1 protein-coding gene is annotated in these 563 nt (G+C 63.9%); it reads right to left on the reverse strand.

Annotated elements, in window-relative coordinates; translation table 11 throughout:
- Positions 1–563 (reverse strand): UPF0236 family transposase-like protein (locus tag AK2_RS16275; RefSeq protein ID WP_174521168.1); only part of this gene is annotated, 563 nt, incomplete at both ends.

Consider the following 563-nt stretch of genomic DNA (forward strand, 5'->3'; position numbering starts at 1 on the left):
TTCGCTCGCACCGCCATGACCCGAGCCAGATGATCGGCCCCTGACGCGCTCCAGCGCGCTCCGTGCCGTTTCATCCGCCGTGCAAGGTGGTGGAACACCTGTCCCTCAATCGTCCCGAGGCTCGCGGCAGCCTCCGATGTCACAATTCCGTCCCAGTTGTGATACAGGTACCCTCTCAGTTGCCGCACGCGCTCTTTCACCGGGCCTCGGCTGCGTCGCTCCACATTCATCAGCACTCGGTCAATCCGTTCCCATTCCCCGGCTTCCAGGCCCTCGCATACCTCACGGTAGGCCGTATCCTCCGGCCTCAAGGCCTGTAGCAGCGCTTTACGCAGGTGATACGGGTCCAACCGGTGCTTGGCGCCGGGTAACATGTCCAGACCCTGCTTTGCCCACGCAGCCCCGTCCGTGCCTAACCAGCAGCTGTTCACTCCGCTCCAGTCCCACGTGTGGCCAAACTGCGCCACTGTCTGTTCCCAGAACTCTTGGCCCTCGGACACACCAGCCGCAATCCGGCGTCCCATCAGTTCACGCCGCCCTTTGGCCACCTCGCGCTTGCCCTC

The sequence above is a fragment of the Alicyclobacillus kakegawensis NBRC 103104 genome (assembly GCF_001552655.1).
Classification (GTDB): Bacteria; Bacillota; Bacilli; order Alicyclobacillales; family Alicyclobacillaceae; genus Alicyclobacillus_G; species Alicyclobacillus_G kakegawensis.